The organism is Actinomadura sp. 3N508 (assembly GCF_044326375.1).
GTDB lineage: Bacteria > Actinomycetota > Actinomycetes > Streptosporangiales > Streptosporangiaceae > Spirillospora.
The window spans coordinates 114,176-131,233 of the sequence record NZ_JBIRAX010000004.1; the positions used below are offsets into that span (position 1 = coordinate 114,176).

The window sequence follows — 17,058 nt, forward strand, 5'->3', positions numbered from 1 at the left end:
TCCGGAACCATCGTGATGCGGGAGAATCGGGGCATGCGGTTCGGCGTCCTGGGTCCGGTGGAGGCCCGTATCGACGGGGCGCCCGTGCCGGTGGGCGGTCCCTCGGTGCGGGCCGTGCTGGCGATGCTGCTGCTGGAGGCGGGCCGGATCGTCCCGTCCGGGCGGCTCATCGACGGGCTGTACGGGGACGAGCCGCCGGTCGGGGCCGCCAACGCGCTCCAGTCGCAGGTGTCGCGGCTCCGGCGCGGGCTGGGCGACGCGGCCCTGGTCGAGCACCTCCCGGCCGGGTACCGGATCGCGGTCGACGCCGATGACGTCGACGTCCACCGGTTCGAGCGGCTGGCCCGCGACGGGCGGCGGGCGCTGGCGGACGGCCGGCACCGCGCGGCGGCCGGGGCCTTCGCGGAGGCGCTCGCGCTCTGGCGCGGGCCCGCGCTGGCCGATGTGAGCGCCCCGTTCGCGGAGGCGCGGGCGGCGCGGCTGGAGGAGGCGCGGGCGGCGGTCGTCGAAGATCTCGCGGAGGCGCGGCTCGCGGCCGGGGACGCCGGGGCGGTGGTCGCGGAGCTGCGCGGCCTGGTGGACGCGCAGCCGCTGCGGGAACGGGCGCGGGCGCTGCTGATGCGGGCGCTGCACGGCTGCGGGCGGCAGGCCGAGGCCCTCGCCGTGTTCGAGGACGGGCGGCGGGTGCTGGCCGAGGAGCTGGGCGCCGACCCGTCGCGGGAGCTGGCCGAGGTGCACCTGGCGATCCTGCGCGGCGAGGCCGGCGGCGGCGCCGCGCCGGAGGCCGTCCGGGCGAACCTGCCCGCGCAGCTCACCAGCTTCGTCGGGCGGGACGAGGAGCTGCGCCGGGTCGGGAAGATGCTCGCGGACGGGCGGCTCGTCACGCTGCTCGGCCCCGGCGGCGCGGGCAAGACGCGGCTGGCGGTCGAGGCGGCGGGGCGGGAGGGCGGCGACGTCTGCTTCGTGGACCTCGCGCCGGTCGGCGGCGACGAGGTCGCGAAGGCGCTGCTCGCGGCGCTCGGGCTCCGGGAAGGCGGCATGCGGCCGGTGCCCGGCGGTCCGCCGGACGCGCTGGAGCGGCTGGTCACGGCCCTGGACGGGCGGCGGATGCTGCTCGTCCTCGACAACTGCGAGCACATCGTCGTCCCGGTGGCGAACCTCGCGCACCGGCTGCTGACGGCCTGCCCCGGCCTGCGGATCCTCGCGACCAGCCGGGAGGCGCTGGGCATCACGGGCGAGGCGCTGCGCCCGCTGCCGCCGCTGGAGCTGCCGCCCGAGGGGGCGGAGGCCGGCGCCGTGGCGGCGTACCCGGCGGTGCGGCTGTTCCTCGACCGGGCCGGGGCGGTGCGGCCCGATTTCGCGGTCGACGACGGCAACGTCGCGTCCGTCGTGGGGATCTGCCGGGCCCTCGACGGGCTGCCGCTCGCGATCGAGCTGGCGGCGGCGCGGCTGCGGTCCCTGCCGGTCGGCGAGGTCGCGACGCGGCTGGACGACCGGTTCCGGCTGTTGTCGCGCGGCGACCGGAGCGCCCCGCCGCGGCACCGGACGCTGCGCGCCGTCGTCGAGTGGAGCTGGGACCTGCTGGGCGAGGCGGAGCAGACCCTCGCCCGGCGGCTCACGGTGTTCGCGGGCGGCTTCACGCTGGCGGCGGCCGTCGGCGTCTGCGATCTGGACGGCGACCTCCCCGAGGCGGACGAGCTGGTCGCCGAGCTGGCCGACAAGTCGCTGCTGCAGAGCGACGGCTCCCGGTACCGGATGCTCGACACCGTCCGCGCGTTCTGCGCGGAGCGGCTCGCCGAGGCGGGCGAGACGGAGCGGTTCGAGCGGGCGCACGCGGCGTACTTCCTCGCGCTCGCGCAGCGCGCCGACCCCCATCTGCGGGGCTTCGAGCAGCTGGAATGGCTCGCGCTCCTCGCCGCCGACCACGGGAACCTGCACGCGGCGCTGCGGCGGTCCGTCCGGCTGGACCGGGCGGTCGCGCTGAGGCTGACGGCGTCGCTGTCGTGGTACTGGTGGCTGCGCGGCCGCGTCGAGGGCTCGCCGCTGGCGTCGGAACTCCTGGAGGCGATCGGCGACGACGTCCCGGACGGCCTCGACGAGGAGTACGTCCTGTGCGTCACCACGGCGGTGGCGGGCGGCAGCACCGGCGAGCACGCGGTGGCGTGGCTCGACCGGGCCGACGCGCTCCTGCGCCGCATCCAGCGCCCGCTGGCCTATCCGGTGGCGATCGTCCTGTGGGCCCTGACGGCGGGCCCCGACCGCACCGACTACGAGGTCTTCGCAATGCAGGTCGGGCACGACCCGTGGTCGCGGGCGCTGCTGCGGATGAGCGACGTGTTCCTCGCCCAGGCCCAGGGCGACGTCGCGGAGATGGAGCGGGCGGGCGCGGAGGCCCTGCGCGGGTTCCGGGAGTGCGGCGACCGCTGGGGCACGGCCAACTCGCTGGACCCGCTCGCCCAGGCCGCCGGGCGGCGCGGCGACCGGCGGCGCGCGCTCGCGCTGCTGGACGAGGCGCTGGAGCTCATGGCGCAGCTCGGCGCGCTGGAGGACACGGCCGACCTGCTCTACCAGCGCGGCTTCGTGCACATCCTCGACGGCGACCTGGACGCGGCGCGGGCCGAGTTCGAGCGCGGCATCGGCATGGCCCACCGGGCCGGCACCCCCGACAAGATCGCCGGCGGCTACCACGGGCTCGGCGAGGTGGCGCGGCTGCGCGGGGACGTCGCCGGGGCGCGGCGGCTGTACGAGACCGCGCTGACCACCTACACCTCCGAGCGGTTCATCGCCGCCGCCGTCCGGGGCTCGGCGCTGGTCGGGCTGGGCTGGCTGGCGCTGGCCGAGGGCGACCCCGAGCGGGGGCGGGAGCTGTTCTCCGATGCGCTCGACATGTCGATCGACCATCCGATCTTCATGTACCGGTCGCTCGCGGGCGCCGGGCTGGCGGGCGTGGCGGTCGCGGAGGGCGACGGCGGCCGGGCGGCGGCGCTGCTCGGCGCGGCGGCGGTGCTCCAGGGCGTCCAGGTCGCGGGCGACCCGGACGCGGGGCGGGTCTCGGCCGGGGCCCGCGAGCTGATCGGCGACGCCGCGTACGAGGCGGCGTTCGCCGAGGGCGCGGCGCTGTCGCGGGAGAAGGCCCGCGCCCTGCTCACCGCCCGCTGACGGTCCGGCCGGCCGCCCGCTGACGGCGCGGGACGGCGCCGGGGCGGCGCGGTCAGCGGACGGTGCGGGGACGGTCAGCGCCCTCCGCGACCGTTGCGGGCATGAACACCACGGCCCGTAAATGGGGCACGTTCACGATCTGCCTCATGGTCGCGCTCGTGCCGAACATCGACCTCACCGCGCTCAACCAGGCCATCCCGCATCTGAGCGCCGACCTGGACCCCTCGTCCACCCAGATCCTGTGGATCGCGGACGCCTACGGGTTCGCGCTCGCCGGCCTGCTGATCACCATGGGCGGCATCGGCGACCGCATCGGCCACAAGAAGCTGCTCCTGACCGGAATCGTGCTGTTCGCCGCCGCGTCCGCCGTGACCGCCTACGCGCCGACCGCGGAGCTGCTGATCGTGGCCCGCGCCGTGCTGGGCGTCGCGGGCGCGACGCTGATGCCGTCGTGCCTGTCGCTGATCCGCCGCGCGTTCACCGAGCCGAAGGAGCGGACGGTGGCGGTCGGCGCGTTCATGGGCGTCGCCGGGCTCGCGGTCGGGCTCGGGCCCGTCGTCAGCGGCGCGCTGCTCGACCACTTCTGGTGGGGCGCGGTCTTCCTGATCAACGTTCCGATCATGGCGGTGGCGCTGGTCGCGGGCGCGCTCGTGCTGACCGAGTCCCGCAACCCGGTGCCCGGGCGGCTCGACCTGCTCAGCGTCCCGCTGTCGGGCGCCGGCGTCCTCGGCGTCGTGTACGCGATCAAGGAGGCGGCGGCGCACGGCCTGGACCAGCCGCGGATCTACGTGTCGGCGGCGGCGGGCGTGCTGGCGCTGGCGGCGTTCCTGGTCCGGCAGACCCGGCTGGACGAGCCGCTGATCGACGTCCGGCTGTTCCGCAACGCCGCGTTCACCGGCTCGGTCGTCACCACCATGTTCGCGATGTTCGCCCTGGTCGCGCAGTCGCTGATCTTCTCGCTGTTCTTCCAGCTCGCGCTCGGCTGGTCGCCGCTGGAGGCGGGCCTCGCCGGGCTGCCCGGCGCGGCCGGGGCGATGCTCGGCGGCGCGCTGCTCGCCCCGCCGCTGATCGGCGTGCTCGGGCGGGCCCGCGTGGTCGCGGCCGGGATGCTGGTCTCCGCCTGCGGTTTCACGGTGTACCTGACGTTCGGGCTGGAGACCTCGTACTGGGCGATGGTCCCCGGGATGGTGCTGTCCGGGATCGGGATCGGGATGGCCATGACGGTCACCGGTGACACCGTCCTGGCGTCCGTGCCGAAGAAGCGGTCGGGTGCGGCCTCGGCGATCTCGGAGACCGCGACCGAGCTGGGCGGGGCGCTCGGCATGGCGGTCCTCGGCAGCGTCCTGAACGCGGTGTACCGGAACGCGCTTGACCTCCCCGCGGGCGTTCCCGCGCCCGCCGCGGCCGCGGCCCGCGACTCCCTCGGCGCGGCGCTGCAGGCCGCCGCGCAGCTCCCCGGCGCGCTCGCCGCCCAGGTCGGCGACGCCGCACGCGGCGCGTTCGTGGACGGCATGCACGCCGCCCTCGTGGGCAGCGCCGGGTGCGCCGCCCTGGTCGCGGTCTTCGCGCTCGTCACGCTCCGCAACGTCCCGAAGGTGATCCCGGACACCACCGAGGAACCCGACATGGAAAAAGTGATATCACTTTGATAGATTGGTGATAACCGATGGACGTGAAGGGGGACGGGGATGGCAGACGTGACGACCAAGGTCGAGATGCCGCGCCCGAAGATCGAGGAGAAGGCGGCGGCCGACCGCGGCGGATGGGCCATGCTCGGCCTCGCCCTGGCGCTGATCCTGCTGGCCGCCGTGGCGGTGCTGGCGGGCCTGGCGGCCGGCGGGGCCGCCGCCCTCGCGGCGGGCATCGTCGTGGGGTCGCTGCTCGCGCTGGCCGGGCTGGTCGTCGCGGCCGGGCTGACGCCGGTGGCGCCGAACGAGGCGCGGGTCCTGCAGCTGCTCGGCCGGTACCACGGGACGGTCCGCACCGACGGGCTCCGCTGGGTCAACCCGCTGACCGAGCGGCGCCGGGTCTCGACCCGGATCCGCAACCACGAGACCGGCCACGCCAAGGTCAACGACCTGGACGGGAACCCGATCGAGATCTCCGCCGTGGTCGTGTGGCAGGTCGCCGACACCGCGCGCGCCGTGTTCGAGGTCGACGACTTCGTCGAGTTCGTGGCGTTCCAGACGGAGGCGGCCGTCCGGCACATCGCGGGCAGCTTCCCCTACGACGCCCACGACCGGACCTCGCTGCGCGACAACGCCGACGAGATCACCGCGCAGCTGTCGGAGGAGCTCGCGCAGCGCGTCGCGTCCGCGGGCGTCGACATCATCGAGTCGCGGATCACCCGGCTGGCCTACGCGCCGGAGATCGCGCAGGCGATGCTGCGCCGCCAGCAGGCGGGCGCGGTCGTCGCGGCGCGGCAGCGGATCGTCGAGGGCGCGGTCGGCATGGTGCAGCTCGCGCTGGAGCGGCTCGACGAGGAGAACGTCGTCGAGCTGGACGAGGAGCGCAAGGCCGCGATGGTCAGCAACCTGCTGGTCGTGCTCTGCGCCGACCGCGACGCGCAGCCGGTGGTCAACACCGGCAGCCTCTACCAGTGACCCCCTGCCCAGTGGCTGAGCGGAAGAAGATCCTGCTGCGGCTCGACCCGGCGGTGCACGACGCCCTCGCGCGCTGGGCCGGGGACGAGCTGCGCAGCACCAACGCGCAGATCGAGTTCCTGCTGCGACGGGCGCTCGCCGACGCGGGCCGGATGCCCGGGTCGGCGGGCCGGATGCGCGGCCGGGGCCGTCCCCGCAAGGAGACCGAACCCGAGGAAGAACGCGAAGAGCACGAAGAGCACACAGAGCAAGACCCGCCGGGCCCCGCGCGCGGCGGCGGGAGCGAGGACTAGCCATGGTCGATGTTCCGGAATCGCTGCCGGCGCGGATGTTCCTGCTGGCCTACGACACCACCACACACAAGATGACCAAGCACGGCGCGCGGCTCGGCTACGTGCTGCGCGCCGCAGCGCTCACCGAGCTCTACCTCGACGGCAGGCTCGGCGAGGAGCGGCGCAGGCCCGTCCCGGGAACGCCGGGCGACGACCCGTACGGGGTGCTGGCGCAGATCGCGGCGTCGCGGCCGCGGTCCTGGCAGCACTGGGTGCGCAAGGACAGCAAGGCGATCGTGACGGCGGTGCGGGACGAGCTCGTCCGCGGCGGCTGGATCCGGGTGCGGACGCGCAAAGCCCTCGGCCTGTTCCCGTACCGGGAGATCACGGTCAAGGACCCGCGGGTGGTGAAGGCGCTGTGGGGCGGGGCGTCCTCCGCGCTGCGGGGACGTCCGGCCGCCCACGTGAACAGCTACGACGCGGCGGCGGTCGCGCTGGCGGCGGCGGGCGAGCTGAAGACCGTCCTGCCGGGCCGGGACCGGCGGCGCCACCGGCGCCGGATCGAGGAGCTGACCGCCCGGTCGGGGCCCGCCGCGCCGGCGGTCCGCCGGGTGATCCGCGCGCAGAACGCCGCCGAGGCCGCGGGCTGACCACCGGCCGCACGCGGCGCGCGAAGCCGCAAGTGCGGGGTCCTACAAGGCCGGATGGGCGAACTTGTACCGGGCGCGAGCGGCGGCCGGGATCGCGCGAACCATAGCCTTCTCGTACATGGAGCCCGATCGCGTGATCTATCCCCTGCTGAAGCACGTCCTGATGGGGCCCGCGATGCGCGTCGCCTTCCTGCCGCGGGTGAGCGGCCTCGCGCACGTCCCGCGGATCGGGCCGGTGATCCTGGCGGCGAACCACCTGGCGTTCCTCGACTCGTTCGTCCTGCCGCTGATGGTGCCGCGGCGCGTCCACTTCCTCGGCAAGCACGAGTACTTCATCGGGACGGGCGTGAAGGGCCGTACCGTCGCGGCGCTCTTCCGCGGACTCGGCATGATCGCGGTCGACCGGTCCGGCGGGCGGTCGGCGGTCGCCGCGCTGGACACCTCGGCGGCGGTCCTGGAGCGCGGCGGCGTGTTCGCGATCCACCCGGAGGGCACCCGGTCGCCGGACGGCCGGCTGTACCGGGGCCGGACGGGCGTCGCGCGGCTGGCGATGCGGACCGGCGCGCCCGTCGTGCCGGTGGCGATCGAGGGCACCGACCGGCTGCAGCCGGTGGGGCGGGCCGTCCCGAAACCGGGGCGGATCGGGCTGCGGATCGGCGCGCCGATGGACTTCGCCGGGCGCGACGACGGCGTCCCGCGCGGGAAGGCGGCGCGGCAGGTCACCGACGAGATCATGGCGGCGATCCAGCGGCTGTCCGGCCAGGAGTACGTCGACGACTACGCGCCGAGAGCGCCCGGCCCGTCCGGCCGCGGGGGCCCGTCCGATGTTTGAGGGTGCCCGGAAGGGCACGAACAACAGGGACGGAAACGGACGGAGAGGACGTGGAGATCAGCCTCGACCTCCTGCTCCCCCGGGACGCGGCGAGCGTCCCGGCGACACGGAGGCTGCTGGACGCGGCGCTGACCGCCCTCGGGGTGGATGCCGACATCCGCGGCGATATCGAGGTGATGCTCACCGAGGCCTGCACGAACGTGATCCAGCACGCCGAGGACGGCGCCGGGTACACGGTGCGTGCCACGATCCAGGACCGCCGCTGCGTGATCAAGGTGATCGACGCGGGGCGCGGGTTCGAGCCCGGGAACGTCCCGGACCCCGTTCCGGGCGCGGAGCGGGGCCGCGGGCTGCTGATCATGAGGGCGCTGGCGGACGACGTCCGCTTCCGCACGCTGCCCCAGAACGGCGCGCTCGTCGCGCTGGAGAAGCACCTGCGGTACCGGGAGGACAGCTTCGGCGTGCTGCTCACCGCGAACAGTAAGGTTCCGCACATGAGCGAGGCCGACCCGGAGATGGAAGAGCTCGCGACCCGGCTGTTCGAGATGGCGCGCGGCGGCCGGACCGCGGAGCTGGCCGAGTACGTCGACGCCGGGGTCCCGGCGAACCTGGCCAACGACAAGGGCGACACGCTGCTGATGCTTGCCGCCTACCACGGGCACGCCGGGACCGTCCGGGCGCTCGCGGCGCGCGGCGCCGACCCGGAACGTGCCAACGACCGGGGCCAGCGGCCGCTCGCCGGCGCGGTGTTCAAGAAGGAGCCGGACGTGGTGCGGGCCCTGCTCGACGCGGGCGCCGACCCGCGGACCGGGTCGCCGTCCGCGGTCGAGACGGCGCGGATGTTCGGCGCCGCCGAGTTCCTCGCCTGGTTCGGCGAGATGCCTCCCCCACCCGGCGGCTGACCGGCCGGGCGGCCCTCAGAGGGGCAGCCCGTCCTTCTGCGACAGTTCGGGGCCGGGCGTCGTGCCGGCGGCCGTCTCGCTGAGGACGACGCGGTGGTGCCAGTACGGCGGTGCGACGCCCTCCTCGCGGAGCGTCCGGTGCAGCCGCTTCAGGAACTCGTGCTTGATGAGGAACTGGTCGCCGAACTCCGTCGAGCGCAGGATGACGTGGAAGCCGACGGTCGCGTCGTTGAAGTCGTCGAACCGGACCAGGACGCTCGACTCCTCGACGCCGCCCTGCACGTCCTTCATCACGTCCTCGCCGACCCCGGTGATGAGCTCCTCCACCCGGTCCAGGTCGACCTCGTAGGCCACCTTCGCGTAGACCATGATCGACATGTCCTGGGCGGGACGGTGGTAGTTGGTCAGGATCGTGTCGGAGAAGCGCTGGTTCGGGATGACCTCGATGTTGTCCGACAGCGTCCGGATGGAGGTGTTGCGCCAGTTGATGTCGACGACGTACCCCTCCTGGCCGGTGGCCAGCTTGATGTAGTCGCCGGGCTCGATCGTCTTGGACGCCAGCACGTGCACGCCCGCGAACAGGTTCGCCAGGGTGTCCTGCAGCGCGAGCGCCACCGCGAGGCCGCCGACGCCCAGGGCGCCGAGCAGCGGCGAGATCGACACGCCGAGGCTCTGCAGCATCACCAGGACGCCGACGCCGATCACCACCACCCGGGCGATGTTGGCGAAGATCGTCACATTGGCGGCGGCGCCGCCCTGCCCGGTCAGCGCGAACGAGCTGACCGAGTTCGCGATCAGCCGGGCCAGCGCCAGCGACACCATGAAGATCGTCACGGCGACGAGCACCTTGGCGGTCACGTCCAGCGTGCCGCGCGGCAGGTGCAGCGTCTTCGCCGCGAACCACAGGCCGAGGATCACCGAGACGGGGACGGCCAGGTCCCTGATCAGCCGGGCGGCGAGGTCGTCCCAGGCCCACCGGGTGTCGCCCGCCCGCTTGAACAGGCGTCCGGTCAGCAACCGCAGGATGACCGCGATCGCCAGGGCGCCCGCCAGCACGATCGCGGCGACGATGATCCGCTCCCAGCTCAGGTCGTCCATGACGCGTGCATCTCTCCCTCCGCCCGGACGCCCCGGCCGCCCCCTGGGCTGCCCTTGACGTCCGATTTGCCATGCTTGTGCGTCCCCGATGGTAGTGAAGGCGCGCAGCGTGCGAGGCACATCACGGGCTCCCGGGACGGGAAGCGTTCCATGGGGCCATTACGATCGAGCAGGTGGTAGGCGTGGGAATGATGCGCCGGCTCGGGGTCACGGCGCTGGGACTGCGGAACGGCCCCCACCGCGTCACGGTCGAGCGCGACCTGGAGGTCCCGGCCGGCGACGGTGTCACGCTGCTGGCCGATCACTACGCCCCCGCCGACGTGGAGCGGGCGCCGACGGTGCTCGTCCGGTCCCCGTACGGGCGGCGCGGGCCGTTCGGGCTGATGTGCGGGCAGGGGTTCGCATCGCACGGGTTCCAGGTCGTGGTGCAGAGCGTCCGCGGCGGGTTCGGGTCCGGCGGCGTGTTCGAGGCGCTGGACGAGCGCGAGGACGGCCTCGCCACCGTCGAGTGGCTGACGTCACAGCCCTGGTTCGGCGGGACGTTCGCCATGCACGGCCCGAGCTACCTCGGCTACGTCCAGTGGGCCGTCGCCGCCGACGCCGGGCCGGCGCTGAAGGCGCTGTCGATGCAGGTCACGGCGTCCACGTTCCGGGACGCCGTGCACGTCGGCGGGACGTTCGCGCTGGAGTCCGCGCTCATCTGGGTGGACATGACCGCGCGGATGAAGAACTCCCTGTCCAGCGTCTCCGCGGCCGTGCTGTCGCCGCGCCGCGCCCGCCGGGCCACGCTGTCCGGACGCCCCATCGCCGAGCTCGACAAGCTCGCGACCGGCGAGCAGCAGCGCTTCTTCCAGGACCTCCTCGTCAACGGCCCCGACACCCCGTTCTGGGACCGGCGCGACTTCTCCCCCACCGTGTCGAAGGTCACGGCCCCGGTGAACATGACGGGCGGCTGGTACGACATCTTCCTGCCCTGGCAGATCAAGGACTACGCCGCGCTCCGCGCCGCCGGGCGCCGCCCCTACCTGACGATCGGCCCGTGGTTCCACGCCGACCAGCGGATGATGCGCGGCTCGATCGGCGAGTCGGTCGCCTGGTTCCGCGCCCACCTGCTGGACGACCCGTCGCAGCTGCGGGACCAGCCCGTCCGGCTGTACATCACGGGCGCGGACGAGTGGCGCGAGTTCCCCGACTGGCCCGTCCCCGGGATGCGGGAGGAGCGGTGGCGCCTGCAGCCGGACGGCGCCCTGTCCCCCGGCGAGCCGCCCGAGTCCGACCCCGACACCTACCGCTACGACCCGCACCACCCGACCCCGTTCCTCGGCGGCCCGACGATGCTCGGCGAGACCCACCCCTCGACCGACCAGAAGCGGCTGGAGCGGCGCCGGGACGTCCTGACCTACACCTCCGAGGTCCTCGACGACGATCTGGAGATCATCGGGCCGGTCACCGCCGACCTGTACATCCGGTCGAACCGGGAGCACACCGACTTCGTCGTCCGGCTGTGCGACGTCACCCCGGACGGGGAGTCGCTGAACCTGTGCGAGGGGATGCGGCGGCTCGTCCCCGGCACCCCGGAGCCCGGCGAGGACGGCGTCCGGCACGTCGCCATCGAGCTGTGGCCCGCCGGTCACCGGTTCCACCGCGGGCACCGGATCCGGGTGCAGGTCGCGTCCGGCGCCTATCCGCGCGTCGCCCGCAACCCCGGCACGGGCGCCCCCATCGGCACCGCCACCGAGATGCTCACCGCCGACCAGGAGATCTTCCACTCCCCCGCGCACCCGTCCACCGTCAACCTCCCGGTCGTCGACGGCTAGGACGCCACCAAGAGGCGGCGCCCTCCCTCTCGACGGCGGACGCAGCGAGCGCCAGCGAGCGGAGGCCGCCGGTTCTCTAGGACGCCCGCTTTCGCAGGGCCTCCAGGGCCTTGTCGGCGTGGGCGTTCATCCGGATCTCGCTCTTGATCACGGCGAGGACGCGGCGGTCGGTGTCGATCACGAAGGTCTGCCGCCTGGTCGGCATGAGGGCGAGGCCGCGCCTGACGCCGAAGCGGGCGCGGACGTCGCCGGACGGGTCGGACAGCAGCGGGTAGCCGAAGGAGTGCTTGTCGGCGAACTCCTTCTGCTTGGCGACCGGGTCGGCGCTGATGCCGACCGGGTGGGCGCCGACGGCGGCGAGCTCGGCGACCAGGTCGCGGAAATGGCAGGCCTCGGCGGTGCAGCCGGGCGTCATCGCGGCCGGGTAGAAGAACAGCACGACCGGGCCCCGCTCCAGCAGGCCGGTCAGCGTGCGGAACTCGCCCGTCTCGTCGGGCAGCTGGAAGTCGTCGACATAGTCACCGGCGTTCATAGGCCCGAACCTAGCCGAGAAGGGCGGAGATGTCGGCGGACGTCCAGGTTCCGCGGGCGCCGGGACGGCCGGCCAGGTAGGCGCCCGCGCGTTCGGCGGACCAGCCGTGCGCCTCCCGCAGGCCGTTGCCGAGCATCGTGAGGTAGGCGGCCGTCGGCGCGTTCGGCGGGTGCGGGTCGGCGGAGGTGAACGTGAGCATGGGATGCCCGTCGCGCTCCCCCACCTTCAGGACGGTCTCGTACCGCCCCGGGCCGAGGCGCTGCCGGCCGCGGGCGACGGCCTCCGACAGGTCGTGGTCGGCGCCGACGCCGCGGCGCATCTCCTGGGACAGGACGTCGCAGAACTGGCGCCGGGTGAGCAGGTACGCGCGGGCGGCGGCGCGGCCGGGCAGGGCGGGGTCGTAGAACGCCATCCCGCCGCCCCAGACCAGCGACGTGTAGCCGAAGTAGATCCCGCCGGGCACCGTGACCGGCGCGTCGGCGCGGGCGGGGCGCGGGTCGCGGCAGCCGGTGTAGTGCCGGTTCCCGCCCGCCGGACGGCCGCCGGACAGGTAGCAGCGGAACCTCTCCCGGAAGAGGTTCGATCCGTACGCCACGTACCAGAGCGGTTCGTCGTCCATCTGATCCATTGTCTCCCCTGGTGAGCGGCGGTGCGGTGGGCCGAACGGGGCGGGAGATCCGATTCGCGAGGTTTGACGGGAGCTGCGGCCGGATAGGAGACTGACCAAGCAGGTGTCTACGACGCAGATACCTCCGTGCTTCCCCTGTGTTGTCCCGGAGGATCCGTATGCACCGCGCGTTGAACATCGCTCTCGTGTCCGCCTCCGACCTTGACGGCGAACACCTCGAGTCCGTCCATGTCCGGGATCTCGCCCGTTCACTGACCCGTCCGCTGTCCGCCGACGGGAAGCCGAACCAGGTTACCGTGTACGCCCGGCGGCAGGACAAGACCGCCCGCGCCCGGGTCAAGCTCGCGCCGGGCGCCGCGCTCGTCCATCTGGACGCCGGGCCCGCCCGCCCGCTCCCCGACGACGAGCTGCTGAAGCACGTCCGCGACTTCGCCGACGGGCTGCGCCGCCGCTGGTCCGGGGCCGGGCGCCCCGACATCGTGCACGCGCACGGCTGGGTCGGCGGGCTCGCCGCCTGCGCCGTCGCCCGCGAGCTCGGCATCCCGTTCGCGCAGAGCTACCACGGCGTCGCCGCCGCCGAGCGCCGCGCCGGGAACCGGGTGCACCCGCACCGCGACCGGCTGGAGAAGGCCATCGCGCGCGACGCCGACGTCGTGCTGGCCGGGCATGCCGAGGAGGCGAGCGCGCTCGTCCGGATGGGCGTGCCGCGGCCGAGCGTCGCCGTCGTCCCCTACGGGGTGGACGGCGACCAGTTCGCGCAGGCCGGCCCGGCGATGCCGCGCGGCGACCGGCGCCGGCTGGTGATGATCTGCGGCGATCTGGAGGCCGGGGACGTCGCGACCGCGCTGCGCGCGCTGGTGCACGTCCCGAACGCCGAGCTGGCCATCGCGGGCGGCCCGGTCCGCGAGGAGCTGGAGAACGACCCCGTCGTGCACCGGCTGGTGCTGCTCGCCAAGGAGCTGCACGTCAACGACCGGGTGATCTTCCTCGGCCGGCTGCCGCGCAAGGCGCTGCCGAAGCTGCTGCGGACGGCGAGCCTCGCGCTCTGCCTGACCCCGCACCAGCCGTGCCCGTCGGTGCCGCTGGAGGCGATGGCCTGCGGCGTCCCGGTCGTCGCGACCCCGGCGGGCGGGAACGCCGACGAGGTCCTCGACCACATCACCGGCGTGCACGTCCCGGCGGGACGGCCCGTCGTGATCGGGCGCGCCATCCGGCACCTCCTCACCGAGGAGACCACGCTCCACGGCTACTCGATCGCCGCCGCCGACCGCGCCCGCTCCCGGTACTCGCTGGAGCGGATCGCCGCCGAGACGCTCCGCGCGTACCAGCGCGTCCTGCCCGCCGAGCCGGAGCCCGAGGCGGACTCGGCCGCCGAAGAGGACGAGGCGGAGCACGACACCGACCGGACCCCCGCCCTCACCGGCTGAGCAACCGTCCTCCAGCCCCCACCCGGCCACCAACCAAAGGACGAGCCGCGCTCGGCCGACCAACCCGCGGGCCCCGGATCTACACCCCCGATCCGGGGCCCGTTCACGTCCGGGGCCGCCCGGTCATCCCCCGCCGGCTGGGATACTGGCTGGTGACCGGAAGGGGCTATTCGTGCTGATCGGCAGGGCGGCCGAGTTCGCGGAGCTGAAGGCCGCGCTGGCGCGTGCCGCCGGGCACGGCGCCGGGGCCGTGCTGGTCAGCGGGGACGCGGGCGTCGGGAAGACGCACCTGGTGTCCGCGCTGGTCCGCGCCGCCCGCGACGACGGCTACGCGGTGCTCGTCGGGCAGTGCGCCGAGCTGGGCGAGAGCGTGCCGTACCTGCCGCTCGCGGACGCCCTGTGGACGGCCGCGCACGCCGGCGCCCCCGGATCGGACGCGGTCCGGGCCGCGCTCGACGCGCGCCCGGTGCTCGGCCGGTTGCTGCCCGACAGCGGCGCCGAGCCGGGCTCGGTCACCGAGCTCGGGCAGCAGCAGCTGTTCGGGGCGGTGCTCGGGTTGCTCGAGGAGCTGGGCCGGGAGCGGCCCGTCCTGCTCGTCCTGGAGGACCTGCACTGGGCCGACCGGTCGACCCGGCATCTGCTGACGTTCCTCTGCCGCGTCCTGCAGCGCGAGCGGGTGTGCCTCGTCGGGACGTACCGGTCGGACGACCTGCACCGGCGGCATCCGCTGCGTCCGGTGGTGGCGGAGCTGCTGCGGCTGCCGAACGTGACCGGCGTCGCGGTCGCCCCGTTCGGGCCGCGCGAGACCGCCGAGTACCTCGCCGAACTGTCGCGCGGGGGCGTGCCGGTGACGGCGGACGTCGTCGAGCGGGTGCACCGCCGGTCGGAGGGGAACGCGTTCTACGCCGCCGAGCTGTACTCGGCCGGTGTCGACGTCCCCGGCGGCGAGCCCGCGGGGCTGCCGGCCGGGCTCGCCGACCTGCTGCTGTCGCGGATGGAGCGGCTGTCGGACGCCGGGCAGCGCGTCGTGCGGGTCGCGGCGGTCGCCGGGCGCCGCATCGACGACGAGCTGGCCCGCCGCGTGTCCGGGCTGGACGAGGCGGCGGTCGGCGAGGCGCTCCGCGAGGTCGTGTCGCACCAGCTGCTCGTCCCGTCCGGGACGGGGTACACCTTCCGGCACGCGCTGCTGCGCGAGGCCGTCTACGCCGACCTGCTGCCGGGCGAGCGCACCCGGCTGCACGCCGACTTCGCGCGGCTCCTCGCCGATCTCCCGGACGGGACGCGCGGTTCGGCGGCGGAGCTGGCGCACCACAGCCTCGCCGCGCACGACCTGCCCGCCGCGTTCGCGGCGTCCGTCCGGGCGGGCCGGGAGGCGGGGCGGCTCGGCGCGCCCGACGAGGCGTTCGGGCACTACGAGCGGGCGCTGGAGCTGTGGGACGCGGTCCCCGACCCGGAGGCCGCGGCCGGGATGCCCCGGGTCCGGCTGTCGCTGCTTGCGGCGAAGGAGTCGGTGCGGGCCGGGGAGCCGCGCCGCGCCGCGCACCGGCTGCGCCGGCTGCTGGCCGAGGCCGACCCCGCTGACCTGCGGCTCGGCTCCGAGATCCGCGAGCACCTCGCGGCCTGCCTGGGCGAGATCGACGAGGACGACGAGGCGCAGGCGACCGCGCGGGACGCCGTGACGATGCTCGCGGGCGACCCGGCGGCGCCCGAGCGCGCCTGGGCGCTCGCCACCTACGCCCGCACGCTGCTCTTCCGGGACCCCGACGGCGAGATGCCGGAGTTCGCGGAGAAGGCCGTCGCGGAGGCCCGCGCCGCCGGGGTTCCAGGCGCGGAGGCGGCGCTGCTGGTCACGCTCGGGCTGTGGCGGGAGTCGCGGGAGGCCGACTCGGGGGTGGCGGAGGTGTTCGCGCGGGCCCGCGACCTGGCCGACGCGGCCGACACCCCGCAGGCGGCGCCGGTGGCGGTGCGCGCGAGGTTCCACTACACCCGGACGATGTTCGACCGCGGCGATCTCGCGGGCGCGGCGCGCGCCGCGGACGAGGGCGCGCGGTTCGTCCTGGACGAGGGCCTGCGGTGGAGCGGGGCGGGCATCATCATGCGGTCCCTGCGGTACCTGATCCGTTACACGACCGGGGACTGGGCGGGGGCGCAGCGGATCGCCGACGAGTTCGCCGTCCAGGTCGTCCGGCCCGCGGAGGCGCAGATCTCCGCGTACGCGCTGTTCGTCGAGGTCGCGCAGGCCGCGCCGCGTGCGGACGAGCGGCTGCGGTGGATCGAGCCGCTGTGGGGCGAGGACCTGTTCCTCAACTTCCTCGCCCGGGGCCTCGCGGCCGAGCACGCGCTGTGGCGCGGCGATCCGCACGCGGGGGCCGGGCACGTCGCGAACGTCCTCGGCACCGTCTACGCCGAAGGGGACGGCGCGATCCGGCTCGCGGCGACGGGCCTGTGGGCACAGGCCGAGATCGCCTCCCGTGCCCGCGCCGCCGGTGACGAGGAGGCGGTTCGGGCGGCGGCCGAGGCGGCCGACGCGCTGCTGGACCGCGCGAGGACGGTCTCCGCGGTCACCACCGACGGGCTCCCCCGCGCCTGGCTCGGGCTCGAAATGCACGCCTGGCTCGCCCGCGCGGAGGCCGAGCGGCGCCGCGTGGACGGCGTCCACGACGTGGACCTGTGGCGCAAGGCAACCGATCTGTTCACCTACGGCGACCCGCACGGCGGGTTCGTCTACGAGGTGGCGCGGTCGCGGTGGCGGCTGGCCGAGGCGCTCGCCGAGCACGGCGACCGGGACGCGGCCGCGGCGGAGTGGCGGGCGGCGGTCGCGACCGCCGAACGGCTCGGCGCGGAGCCGCTGCTGGCCGCGCTGCGCGACCTCGGGGCCCGCGCCCGGCTCGGCTCCGCCGCCGGGGCGCCCGCGCCGGGCCCGTCCGGGCCGCTCGGCGCGCTGACCGGGCGGGAGCGCGAGGTCCTGAAGCTGGTCGCGGACGGGCTCGGCAACCGGGAGATCGCGGCGCGGCTGTTCATCTCCCCGAAGACGGCGAGCGTCCACGTCTCCAACATCCTCGCGAAGCTGAACGTCGCCAGCCGCACCCAGGCCGCCGCGGTCGCGCACCGCGAAGGTCTCGGCTGACCGCCGCGCTT

At 74.9% G+C, this 17,058-nt stretch carries 13 protein-coding genes and 1 pseudogene; 11 read left to right on the forward strand and 3 right to left on the reverse strand.

Annotation, left to right across the window (positions count from 1 at the left end; genetic code table 11):
• The first annotated feature begins 33 nt into the window (after positions 1 to 33).
• The 8 genes and pseudogenes from ACH34S_RS16030 to ACH34S_RS16065 all read left to right on the forward strand — a co-directional run bounded on the left by ACH34S_RS16030 (position 34) and on the right by ACH34S_RS16065 (position 8,418).
• Positions 34 to 3,159: a BTAD domain-containing putative transcriptional regulator gene (locus tag ACH34S_RS16030; RefSeq protein WP_395953435.1), complete on the forward strand. Its 3,126-nt coding sequence runs from the start codon at positions 34 to 36 to the stop codon at positions 3,157 to 3,159.
• A gap of 101 nt (positions 3,160 to 3,260) precedes the next feature.
• Entirely contained in the window at positions 3,261 to 4,808 is a 1,548-nt protein-coding gene (locus tag ACH34S_RS16035) for an MFS transporter (protein ID WP_395953436.1), read from the forward strand.
• 39 nt (positions 4,809 to 4,847) lie between these two features.
• Positions 4,848 to 5,762, forward strand: coding sequence for an SPFH domain-containing protein (locus tag ACH34S_RS16040; RefSeq protein ID WP_395953437.1), 915 nt, complete (start codon positions 4,848 to 4,850; stop codon positions 5,760 to 5,762).
• 11 nt (positions 5,763 to 5,773) lie between these two features.
• Positions 5,774 to 6,055, forward strand: a complete 282-nt coding sequence (locus tag ACH34S_RS16045; RefSeq protein WP_395953438.1) for a hypothetical protein — start codon at positions 5,774 to 5,776, stop codon at positions 6,053 to 6,055.
• Between the two features lie 2 nt (positions 6,056 to 6,057).
• A complete protein-coding gene (locus tag ACH34S_RS16050; protein WP_395953439.1) occupies positions 6,058 to 6,684 on the forward strand; it encodes a GPP34 family phosphoprotein in 627 nt (208 codons plus the stop codon).
• A 118-nt stretch (positions 6,685 to 6,802) separates the two neighbouring features.
• Entirely contained in the window at positions 6,803 to 7,516 is a 714-nt protein-coding gene (locus tag ACH34S_RS16055) for a lysophospholipid acyltransferase family protein (RefSeq protein WP_395953440.1), read from the forward strand.
• Positions 7,517 to 7,566: 50 nt separating this feature from the next.
• Positions 7,567 to 7,926 (forward strand): annotated as a pseudogene (locus ACH34S_RS16060) (ATP-binding protein); the annotation flags it as partial.
• 84 nt (positions 7,927 to 8,010) lie between these two features.
• Positions 8,011 to 8,418 carry an ankyrin repeat domain-containing protein gene (locus tag ACH34S_RS16065; protein WP_395953967.1) on the forward strand — a complete coding sequence of 136 codons (408 nt, stop codon included), beginning with the start codon at positions 8,011 to 8,013 and terminating at the stop codon, positions 8,416 to 8,418.
• A 15-nt stretch (positions 8,419 to 8,433) separates the two neighbouring features.
• Here the strand turns inward: ACH34S_RS16065 and ACH34S_RS16070 are convergent, their stop codons facing one another.
• Positions 8,434 to 9,516, reverse strand: coding sequence for a mechanosensitive ion channel family protein (locus ACH34S_RS16070; protein WP_395953441.1), 1,083 nt, complete (start codon positions 9,514 to 9,516; stop codon positions 8,434 to 8,436).
• Positions 9,517 to 9,704: 188 nt separating this feature from the next.
• Here ACH34S_RS16070 and ACH34S_RS16075 point away from each other — a divergent pair, with 188 nt between their 5' ends.
• Positions 9,705 to 11,333 (forward strand): CocE/NonD family hydrolase, encoded by a 1,629-nt coding sequence (locus ACH34S_RS16075; RefSeq protein WP_395953968.1) that lies wholly within the window; start codon positions 9,705 to 9,707, stop codon positions 11,331 to 11,333.
• A 76-nt stretch (positions 11,334 to 11,409) separates the two neighbouring features.
• Here ACH34S_RS16075 and ACH34S_RS16080 read toward each other — a convergent pair whose 3' ends face one another.
• Together ACH34S_RS16080 and ACH34S_RS16085 are read right to left on the reverse strand one after the other, a co-directional pair.
• On the reverse strand, positions 11,410 to 11,865 hold the full coding sequence (locus ACH34S_RS16080; protein WP_395953442.1) for a peroxiredoxin: 456 nt from the start codon (positions 11,863 to 11,865) through the stop codon (positions 11,410 to 11,412).
• 10 nt (positions 11,866 to 11,875) lie between these two features.
• Positions 11,876 to 12,484 (reverse strand): histone deacetylase, encoded by a 609-nt coding sequence (locus ACH34S_RS16085; RefSeq protein ID WP_395953443.1) that lies wholly within the window; start codon positions 12,482 to 12,484, stop codon positions 11,876 to 11,878.
• Positions 12,485 to 12,663: 179 nt separating this feature from the next.
• Here ACH34S_RS16085 and ACH34S_RS16090 point away from each other — a divergent pair, with 179 nt between their 5' ends.
• Together ACH34S_RS16090 and ACH34S_RS16095 are read left to right on the forward strand one after the other, a co-directional pair.
• Positions 12,664 to 13,920, forward strand: a complete 1,257-nt coding sequence (locus tag ACH34S_RS16090) for a glycosyltransferase (protein ID WP_395953444.1) — start codon at positions 12,664 to 12,666, stop codon at positions 13,918 to 13,920.
• A 172-nt stretch (positions 13,921 to 14,092) separates the two neighbouring features.
• On the forward strand, positions 14,093 to 17,047 hold the full coding sequence (locus tag ACH34S_RS16095) for an AAA family ATPase (RefSeq protein ID WP_395953445.1): 2,955 nt from the start codon (positions 14,093 to 14,095) through the stop codon (positions 17,045 to 17,047).
• Positions 17,048 to 17,058: the final 11 nt, after the last annotated feature.

Excerpts from the sequence above, each read along its gene's own strand:
- ACH34S_RS16030 (WP_395953435.1), top strand. The coding sequence starts at position 34 with ATGCGGTTCGGCGTCCTGGGTCCGGTGGAGGCCCGTATCGACGGGGCG.
- ACH34S_RS16035 (WP_395953436.1), top strand. The coding sequence starts at position 3,261 with ATGAACACCACGGCCCGTAAATGGGGCACGTTCACGATCTGCCTCATG.
- ACH34S_RS16040 (WP_395953437.1), top strand. The coding sequence starts at position 4,848 with ATGGCAGACGTGACGACCAAGGTCGAGATGCCGCGCCCGAAGATCGAG.
- ACH34S_RS16050 (WP_395953439.1), top strand. The coding sequence starts at position 6,058 with ATGGTCGATGTTCCGGAATCGCTGCCGGCGCGGATGTTCCTGCTGGCC.
- ACH34S_RS16055 (WP_395953440.1), top strand. The coding sequence starts at position 6,803 with ATGGAGCCCGATCGCGTGATCTATCCCCTGCTGAAGCACGTCCTGATG.
- ACH34S_RS16065 (WP_395953967.1), top strand. The coding sequence starts at position 8,011 with ATGAGCGAGGCCGACCCGGAGATGGAAGAGCTCGCGACCCGGCTGTTC.
- ACH34S_RS16070 (WP_395953441.1), bottom strand. The coding sequence starts at position 9,516 with ATGGACGACCTGAGCTGGGAGCGGATCATCGTCGCCGCGATCGTGCTG.
- ACH34S_RS16075 (WP_395953968.1), top strand. The coding sequence starts at position 9,705 with ATGATGCGCCGGCTCGGGGTCACGGCGCTGGGACTGCGGAACGGCCCC.
- ACH34S_RS16080 (WP_395953442.1), bottom strand. The coding sequence starts at position 11,865 with ATGAACGCCGGTGACTATGTCGACGACTTCCAGCTGCCCGACGAGACG.
- ACH34S_RS16085 (WP_395953443.1), bottom strand. The coding sequence starts at position 12,484 with ATGGACGACGAACCGCTCTGGTACGTGGCGTACGGATCGAACCTCTTC.